The 8,786-nt window shown below is 42.7% G+C and carries 5 protein-coding genes; 1 reads left to right on the top strand and 4 read right to left on the bottom strand.

Going from position 1 to position 8,786, the window contains the following annotated elements:
- The first annotated feature begins 404 nt into the window (after positions 1 to 404).
- A complete protein-coding gene (locus tag ABJL82_RS09285) occupies positions 405 to 4,361 on the top strand; it encodes a tetratricopeptide repeat protein (RefSeq protein ID WP_347274451.1) in 3,957 nt (1,318 codons plus the stop codon).
- Positions 4,362 to 4,647: 286 nt separating this feature from the next.
- Here the strand turns inward: ABJL82_RS09285 and ABJL82_RS09280 are convergent, their stop codons facing one another.
- The 4 genes from ABJL82_RS09280 to udp form a co-directional block, all read right to left on the bottom strand.
- Positions 4,648 to 5,292 carry a lysophospholipid acyltransferase family protein gene (locus ABJL82_RS09280; protein WP_347274450.1) on the bottom strand — a complete coding sequence of 215 codons (645 nt, stop codon included), beginning with the start codon at positions 5,290 to 5,292 and terminating at the stop codon, positions 4,648 to 4,650.
- 25 nt (positions 5,293 to 5,317) lie between these two features.
- Positions 5,318 to 6,883, bottom strand: a complete 1,566-nt coding sequence (locus ABJL82_RS09275) for a DUF2851 family protein (protein ID WP_347274449.1) — start codon at positions 6,881 to 6,883, stop codon at positions 5,318 to 5,320.
- A 2-nt stretch (positions 6,884 to 6,885) separates the two neighbouring features.
- Positions 6,886 to 7,782 carry a GTPase Era gene (gene era / locus ABJL82_RS09270; RefSeq protein WP_347274448.1) on the bottom strand — a complete coding sequence of 299 codons (897 nt, stop codon included), beginning with the start codon at positions 7,780 to 7,782 and terminating at the stop codon, positions 6,886 to 6,888.
- A 165-nt stretch (positions 7,783 to 7,947) separates the two neighbouring features.
- Positions 7,948 to 8,736 carry a uridine phosphorylase gene (gene udp / locus ABJL82_RS09265; protein WP_347274447.1) on the bottom strand — a complete coding sequence of 263 codons (789 nt, stop codon included), beginning with the start codon at positions 8,734 to 8,736 and terminating at the stop codon, positions 7,948 to 7,950.
- Positions 8,737 to 8,786: the final 50 nt, after the last annotated feature.

Here is an 8,786-nt window from a genome sequence, read left to right as displayed (position 1 = left end):
TCTGTTATGGTATCCTATCTACAAACAGGTTGCTCCGACGGAGCTTATCGGTAACACGTTTTTTTAAAAACCAAAGTGTTACAATAATTCTTAACTTAATGACATTGGGTTGCAAACCTGAACCCGCGAATGGAGTTTCCAGCGCCAGTACGTACCCAAGTAGCGGCAAGGCATGCCTTGCCGCTACTTGGGTATGAGAACGAAAATTCATGTAGTGCGACGAACCTCGTCGCACTACATGAATTTCGTGGGCTTAGAATCCAGATTGCTGGGATTTTTCAAAAAACTAAAGTGTTACAAATAATTTGAAATTCTAAACAAGCGCATCTTTTGTATTTTTCCCTACAGAACTACAATAACTTATTGAGAAGTTACAGAAATTGTAATTTGGAATTTAAAATACATTGTTTATACGAATGAAAGTAAGTGTTTGTTTTTTCATTTTATGCTGTATCTTTTTTGCGGCACAGAGAACCATTGCATATTCTTTGGGTTTGCCGGATGGATACGCTTCTTTCAATAACCCCGATACATCTGCGCAAACGCTGGCGTCCCGTTTGTACACCATTCAAGTCGCTCATATCACTGATCCGGAAGAAGCAAAGAAGCGCGCGAAGCAGTTGTCGCAACACATATTTCTTCCCGTTTGTATAAAAAGAACCACTCAAAATTATTATGTCCTCCTTGCGGGGAAAGCGGAGAGCCGTTCTGATCTGTCGGAGTCTGAAAACATTATCAGGGCGAATGGATATCCACAGGCATCTGTGGTGAATGACCCATACAGCGCTATTCCTGCTATCATGGAAATATTGCCGGATAAAACAAACGCCAGGCCGCCAATATTAAAGAATAAACCGGAAAGAGCGGATGATTCCGCCGCTTTCTATGCTATCCGGGTTGCCCATATCACCAATCGGGAAGAAGCGGAAAGACGTTCTAAATATATCTCCCGTACCACCGGTATTCGCACACGGATAAAGGAAGATGGTCACTATTACCTCCTTCTTGCAGGTGGGGCAGGGAAACGGTCGGATTTGCAGGGAGATATTGATATGCTGCGGAAAAACGGATATCCTCAGGCAACTATTATCAACAATCATCGTGCGGAAACGCAGGAAGCGCCGGAAAATTCGCCTCATATTGCGGTAACGAAGGAAAGACAATCTAACCTGTTATCGATTGTACGGAAAACTCATTATGGGGAGGATGATTATGGCGTGTTTGACGAAATGGATGCCCCGCATTATTCAACAGAAGGAATGGGGGTTTCTGGCGAAGGTGGAAACGGCAGGGAAAATGAGGATGTCGTGCGGGCATGGGACTATTACCGGTCTGGCGATTATGCGCAGGCATTGGAACTTTTTCACAGGGTACTTTCTTATTCTGAAACAGTGTTAGAGGCAAAACTGGGCAAGGCGTGTTGTTTCGTGATGCAAAATGACACCACAAAGGCTGTTCCCTTATTAAATGAGCTAAAGGAGAAGAATTATGCGTTAGAAAAACTTGCAGACGCTTTTTTCAGAACAGGACAATTTGACGAAGCACTTGAATTGTGCGACACGATGTTATTTTTTGATCCTTCCAACAAGGAGGTCTTGTGTTTGAAATTGAACATACTCGTGCAAACCCGGCAATTTAGGGAGGCGAGGATGATACTTGCCCATATGCCAAAGGAAAGCGATACATTGAAGATGTTGCAACTTCGCGCCGACCTTGAGTTTTGGCTGGGGAATTATGGGGGCGCTATTGTTCTCTATCAGGATTTGATCAGTAGATGGCCGGAAAATGGCGATATCTGGTTTGGGTATTTTAAAGCCCTTTCATCAGCGCAGGAATGGTCGCTGCTGTCAAAGGCGGTAAAAGAAGGAATAGACAAAATAGAAATGTCCGATGACCGGCGGGATTTCCTGGTGGAGATGTATTTGTCTTTGGAGGAGACAGAGAAAGCGCTATGTTTATGGAGAGGTATGGAGATCGCTTCGGAGCGGTGGGGGAAGACTCTTTTCACCATAGTGAACACATTAACTGCCAATAAGAAACAGGAAGCGGCTGTTCAGGTTCTGGAACAGGCATTGGAAATGGACGGCGCGAATAGCCTTATCGCAGGGGAGCTGTCTCTTCAATATGCTTTCCTGGATATGCCGGAGAACAGTATGGAAATTTTGCGTCAATTTGAAAACACGCCGGAGACCAGTAGCGCACTGAATATTGCAAAGGCAGGGCTTTTCTCTATTGTAAAAAATTATGAAACGGCATTGTCAATGTTGCAGGCTTTTGAACAAAATACCGGTAATGATTACAAGGCGCAGCTTATTGAACTGGAATGTTATTATGGCTTGGAAGATTACGAGGCGCTTATCGAAAAATCCGATTCATTATTGCAAAAATGGGGCGAGGATGAATCTTTTCCTAAATCAAGGGTGTCGGCATTGCGGATACTTTCGCAAATCAAAGCGGGCTTGCATCGGGAGGCAGAAAGAGATATTGGGGTGTTGTTGGGAACGCAGAAAGAAAAATACACCGCCGCAATGCTTTCCGTTTTGCTCTATGCTTACGAAGGCGTCGAATTGTTAGCAGCGCTGGAGAACGCCGATTATGGTTCGGCGGTTTTTTCAATATCGTTGTTCGCTTCCAGTGGACAAATGGAAGAACATTACCAATCCATTCAGGCGCTTGGAGCATCACTGGCGGAATCTTCTTCTTGGTCTGATACGATGCCGCAGCAGTTCTTTGAGGATGAATTATTCTTTGATGCATCAAAGGTGACTGCCCTCCGCATGCTTCATGCCTGGAAGATTGCGGATGAACTGTCCGGGCATAATAATGCGGACATAACGGAGCAGTTGGCGATGGCTGAATATAGAGCAGGGAATTTTCAGGAGGCGCTGGAGGTTTATGAACAACTCTATCGTATGCGTGAAGATGCATCATATAAACTGGGCATGATGGAATGTTTCATGGCAATGAACAATAAAAAGAAGGCGAAAGAAGTATGTGATGAAATACAACTATCGAATCTACCCCGCCAGGAAATGTCCCGTTATCTGGAAAATGTGGTGAAATGCGGCATTGAAAGAGAGGCGTTTTACAGGATAATCATGGAATTGCCGGAGGATTTGACAAAAAACACGCGTGTCATAACAGCGATAGCAATGGCAAATATTCATTACGGCGACTACTTTCTTGCAAATAATATAGTAACGGAATATCTCTTAAATAATCAGATCTCTCTCTCCCTCTTTCAGTTAATCATGGATAAGGCGGGAGATTTTGACAAAGGGCGGGGGGGGAAATATTACCAGTTTGCAAAAAACTGGCTGAATGACGCCGTGGAATTATATCCCGAAAATACCGGCATTCAGTACCAGTATGCAAGGTTCCTGGCTTTGCACGAAGAGTATGAAATGGCAAAGAAACAATTTTTGACGATGTGGGAATCAAATTCCAGAGATACCCGGGCTATGATATGGATGGGGAAACTGAACAGGCAGACGCACGAATTTGAGGAATCGCGGAAATGGTATGATCTCTATTTAAAAACAAGGCCATCTGACGCCATTGCCCGCCGGGAAAGAGAACTCGTTAATCACTGGGCGCAGTGTAAGAAACAATCCGACATGGTGTATGCAATGGTTAACCGGCGTATGCCGGGGGATTACAGCGATTGTTGGGAGTGGCGGTCAAAGAGGTTTGAGGCAAAAGAAACACAACAGTCAATGTTTCTGCAGGATGCATTTACTATGAATTGCAGGGGAGAGAGTCATTTCTTTCCCTATTTGGAACAGGTTGCCTTTTATGATGAATCCGGCGGTGGAATGGAAGGCATTAGCCGTGAAATGCCTGAACAGGATGCTGGCGCAATTGGCTATTCCTTTGACCAAACTACTGGGAAGTGGAAACGGGGGACATCGTTTGTTTTTACTGGATTTAGCGGCGTAAAAGGAGGCAGCGGAAATGGAGATTTTTTACGCCCGTTGTCAGGAAGGGTGAACAGGTATCTTGCGATGGATTTGCCGGCGTCAATGGACCATGCGCTTAGTGTTGAAGACAAAGTAATGTATTTTAGAAAATTTGGCAGAGCGACAACGGATCGTTTAATGGCGGCGTCACATAAAGATTTTAAAGAGAGTCTGAAGAATTATGTCATGGGGAAAATAGTGCCGTATCAGGGAGAGGATGAAAAAGGGGAGAGATTTGAGATTATCCGGGATGATGGAATAAATGATATTTTTGACGCATCATTGCGGTGTGATAAAGAAGTGATGCGGAAAGGTTTTTATGCGCTGCCCCCCGGAGAACTGAAGAATATTTCAACAGTGTTAGGAAGAATCTTCCTGAGCAGTTTGCTAGGTGAGGGATAGTAGTTTAAAAGGTATTTTAAATCTTTGCGCCATCAGGAGTTTCCGGGCAGGCATGGTTATACGATAATGGGAAATTGTAAAGACAAAAAACATCCGTGTGACGACTGCTTTAGTTGCCAGTTTTGCAGCGATGAACGCTGTTCCATGTGCTTGTGCAACAAGAAAAAACCGAGACAGCTTAGCGTGGAAGAACAAATCGCCCTTTACAATGAGCTAAATAAAAAGTAAATGTAGGGACACTTCCCAAAAAATACAAAGAAACTATTGAGAAGGTACTAAACACAGGTTATTTTTGCTGTGCCAGTAAATCTGCTTTTTCCATCATTTCGCACATGGTTCTTTCCAGCAATAGACGGTATGCTTCCATTTCTTCATCGTTAAGTTGTGGGGGGATAAACAAGGGTTTGCCATAGAGTATTAACACACGGGAAAACGGCTTTGGTATGCGAAATTTGTCCCAACTTGGAAGTTTCCAGTAATTTGACATTCCGACCGTAACAGGGAGAATGGGTACGCCTGTTTTTTTGCCAAGGTATATACATCCTGATTGCACCACGCATCGCGGCCCTCTGGGTCCGTCAGGGGTAATTGCAATTGAGTACCCTGCCTTTGTTTTATCCATTAGCGCCTTTACCGCCCTGGCGCCTCCCCGGGTGGTAGAGCCTCTGATAACGCTGAAGCCAAGCCTTTTAATTACCCTTGCAATGTATTCACCATCAGAATGCTGGCTGACAAGTACTTGTACATTTGTATTACGGCCAATATATGCAAGGCAAAGCAGTGTGCAATGCCAAACAGTATAAATATTTAATGACTTTTTTATCTTTTCCAGACTTCCCTCTGGTTCATGTTCTATTCGCAGGGTAAATAGCAATATCCTGATTAAAAAACAGCCAAGTATCCCTGTAATGTAGAACTTTAGGTTTTTCATTTTGGCACTCTGTTTTTTAAATACGTTATTCTTTGTTCATGGCTGCATATAAGGCGCATTTGTTACAACTAATCGTATCGTTTTCACAAAAGTCCTTAAACAACTGATAAAGCCCTTGCTGTCTTCTTGCGGAATGTATCACTTTATTTGAAACCATTGATGTTCCAAATATACGAGTACCCATAAATTTTGTAACGCTGGTGGAAGGATGAGGTGTGTAGTTTCTGTAAATGTAGTGTAATCTTTCTTCTAATGCCTTGTCGTTATGCTTTCTTGCGTATACGAACATGACCGGGATGATCACATTAACAAAAATGTTTGACGTCCTTTCTTTTCCAAGGAGTTTTTGCGGTTTGTTCAGCTTCTTGCCACCTGGGGTGTAACGATACGACCAATATGCGTCATGGGTTTCCAGAAAGGGAGAAAGGAGTTCATTGACGAATGATTTAAATCGCCGTGTGTTTTTTTTCGTAGCATCTCTTTTTTGGAAGATACGCAATATATACCGGAATAGTCCATTGTCAAGGTGTTCCGATAGGATGTTGGCAATGGCAACAATTCTCCTGTCGGGAAAATTTGCAGGCCTGATCCCTGTATACGACCAGTTTTCCCTGGTCAGGGGCGTCTGAGGTATTTTTGTTTTTATGCCCTGCCATGTTGAGAAAATACGGTCAAAATACTGTATGGTTTCATCATCAAATCTTTTTGTCTCCTCCTCATTCATGGGTAATAATCCTGCCATACCGAGCAAGAGGGACTGGGCTATGATTTTTTTCTCCTGAGCAGGAGTATATTCCGGCACAAAAGATTGAATCGTTTCTGCAGTAACGAGTGAGGCCAGCATCAGAAAAGGTTTCTTATTGTTTTTGTATCCCAGCGATTCCATTATTGCTTCATAAAGAACCCGTTCGAAAGGTTTGTTTTCAATCCATTTTTCATATTTTTTTGCCTTTTGAAGGATGCGTTCATCTCCTGCGTAATCAAGAAAACCCCCGATCCACTGTTGTGTTATTTTTTGTTTTCGCATCTCCAGGTTGCAATATCCCGGGATAACCTGTTTGTTGCCGATGTAAGATCCAACATCAATGGTTTCAATTATCTCATCAAGTTCTGCCTCCAGATAGAGTGATAATGTTATTTGGGGGATTACTTTTCCGGAGAAGTTTTTGACGCATCTCCCCTTCAGATCATTCCACATAACCACGTGCAGGCATACGGCGTCGTAGGTTTTTTGGTTTTCATGTTTGTGATGTATCCAGTCGGAGGCAAATACATGGATTTCGACACTGCCTCTTATCAATCCCTTTCCTTCCAGAAAAAACTCCGCATGTTTGAAATCAGGCCCTTCTTCATTGTTCCACCATCCCGGAGAAAGGATTTCCAGGCGGAGGCCATCGTCCGTGCGCAAATTTTCCTTTTCAATGTGTTGTCCGAACCAGATACACCGGACAAGTTCTTCCTTTATTAATTTTTCCGTGCCTTCCAGTATGAAAGAGATGTTTTCATGACGTGCGGCAGCGCTGCACATGGCAACTATATTACGGTAAGCCGTCGAAAAATTTTCTGTGGAAAACGATTCAATATCCAACATTGTTATTGATAACCCAACCTTTTTAACTTATGTGTATCTTTTCGCCATTTTTCCATGACCTTGACGTGCAGTTCAAGAAATACTTCCCTTCCCAGTTGATCCTCGATATCTTTTCGTGCAATGACGCCCACGTGCTTGATTGCCTTGCCCTCTTCGCCGATAATAATTCCCTTCTGCGATTTCCGTTCAACATAGATAATCGCCTTGATATAGTCCCTGCCTTTTTCCCTCTCCTTGAATTCTTCGATTTCCACCGTTGCAGAATAAGGAATTTCTTCTCCATAAAACTCAAAGACCTTTTCCCTGATAATTTCGGCGGCAAGGAATCTCTCATTGTAATCGGTAATAGAATCCTCAGGATACAGCGGCTCGCCTTCTGGCAAATACTGCACAATAAGAGAAAGCAGGCGTTCAAGGTTAGTTCCTTCCTTTGCAGAAATGGGAATAATTTCGGAAAACTTCATTAACGTATTATATGAAGCGATAATGGGAAGGAGTTTATCCTTTTCTACCATATCCACTTTATTAATTACCAGCAGTATCGGCTTGTTAAAGGCGGCGAGTTTCTTCACTACGTCTCTGTGTATTTTTGCAGGTTGTTTAAAAGGTTCCACCATCATAAGGAGTATATCCGCTTCTTTAATAACACTGTAAGCGGTTTTCACCATGTATTTTTGTAGTTCGTATGTTGGTTCTATAATGCCCGGAGTATCAAAAAAGATAATCTGATAGTTCTCCTTCGTTAATATGCCCATAATCTTTTTTCTTGTCGTTTGGGGTTTATGGGTAACGATGGATAATTTACACCCCATATAATTGTTAATGAGGGTGGATTTGCCTACGTTTGGCTCCCCTATTACCGCAACATATCCTGATCTGAAATCTTTTTTGTTTTGCATAAATAGCAATCTTCTCTTTTTTTTAAATGTTTATAATAAGATGTTTCGGAAAACAGTCCTCAATTATCAATCCTCAATCGGCAATCCTCAGTCCTCAATCTGCAATTTGCCGACTGCCAATTGCAGATTGAACAATTAAATATTTTGCCAAAAAATGTAATGAAATTACTGATAAGGTACTGATAGATCTGTCAGATATTTCAGGGATGCGATTGCTGCTTTAATTAAATGAGTTTCCCCTGTTTTAAGACATTGTTCCGTTATCTTCTCCATGTCTCTTTTATTTACAACTCCGGTAATACATCCTCCTTTTAGTCCCATGGATGCGGTGAGGGTTAATACCGTGGACGCCTCCATTTCGTAATTGAGCACATTGAGGGACTGCAATTCCTTTGTTATTCCCTGAAATTTTCTTAAGGTATATTTTCTAAACGAATCGCTTCTTTCTTCGCCCTGATAAAAAGTATCCGATGATGCGGTGATACCGACATGATATTTTATCCGGGAATCTTTTGTGCCTTCTATCAGTGAATAAATAATTTCATGGTTGGCAACCGCGGGGTATTCAATGGGGGCATAATGCGTTGATGCGCCATCCAGCCTGACTGCACCGGAAGTGATAATAACGTCTCCAATATCGATATATTCCTGTATTGCACCTGATGTTCCCACTCTGATAAAAGTTTGTATCCCCAATTGTGCCAACTCGTCTACGGCGATTGATGCGGAGGGTCCCCCGATTCCCGTTGAGGTAATGAGGATTTTTTGTCCATTCACCTCAGCAAGATATGAGCAGTACTCGCGTTTCCAGGCGAGTCTCTCGTTGCCGGTTCCGTATGTCTTCGAAATGCTCTCTGCAATAATTTGGGACCGAAAGGGGTCGCCTGGCAATAAAGCGATCTTCGCCCCTTGTATGTTTTTGCTATTCAGGTCTAAGTGGTAAACATTATCCATGGTACTTATTTATATGCTATTAGCCTTTATACAAGCGGAATTATTTAAGC

The sequence above is a fragment of the Candidatus Kuenenia sp. genome (genome assembly GCF_039794105.1).
GTDB lineage: Bacteria > Planctomycetota > Brocadiia > Brocadiales > Brocadiaceae > Kuenenia.
The sequence above is the reverse complement of the archived record's forward strand: the minus strand, read 5'-3'. Positions and strand labels throughout refer to the sequence as shown.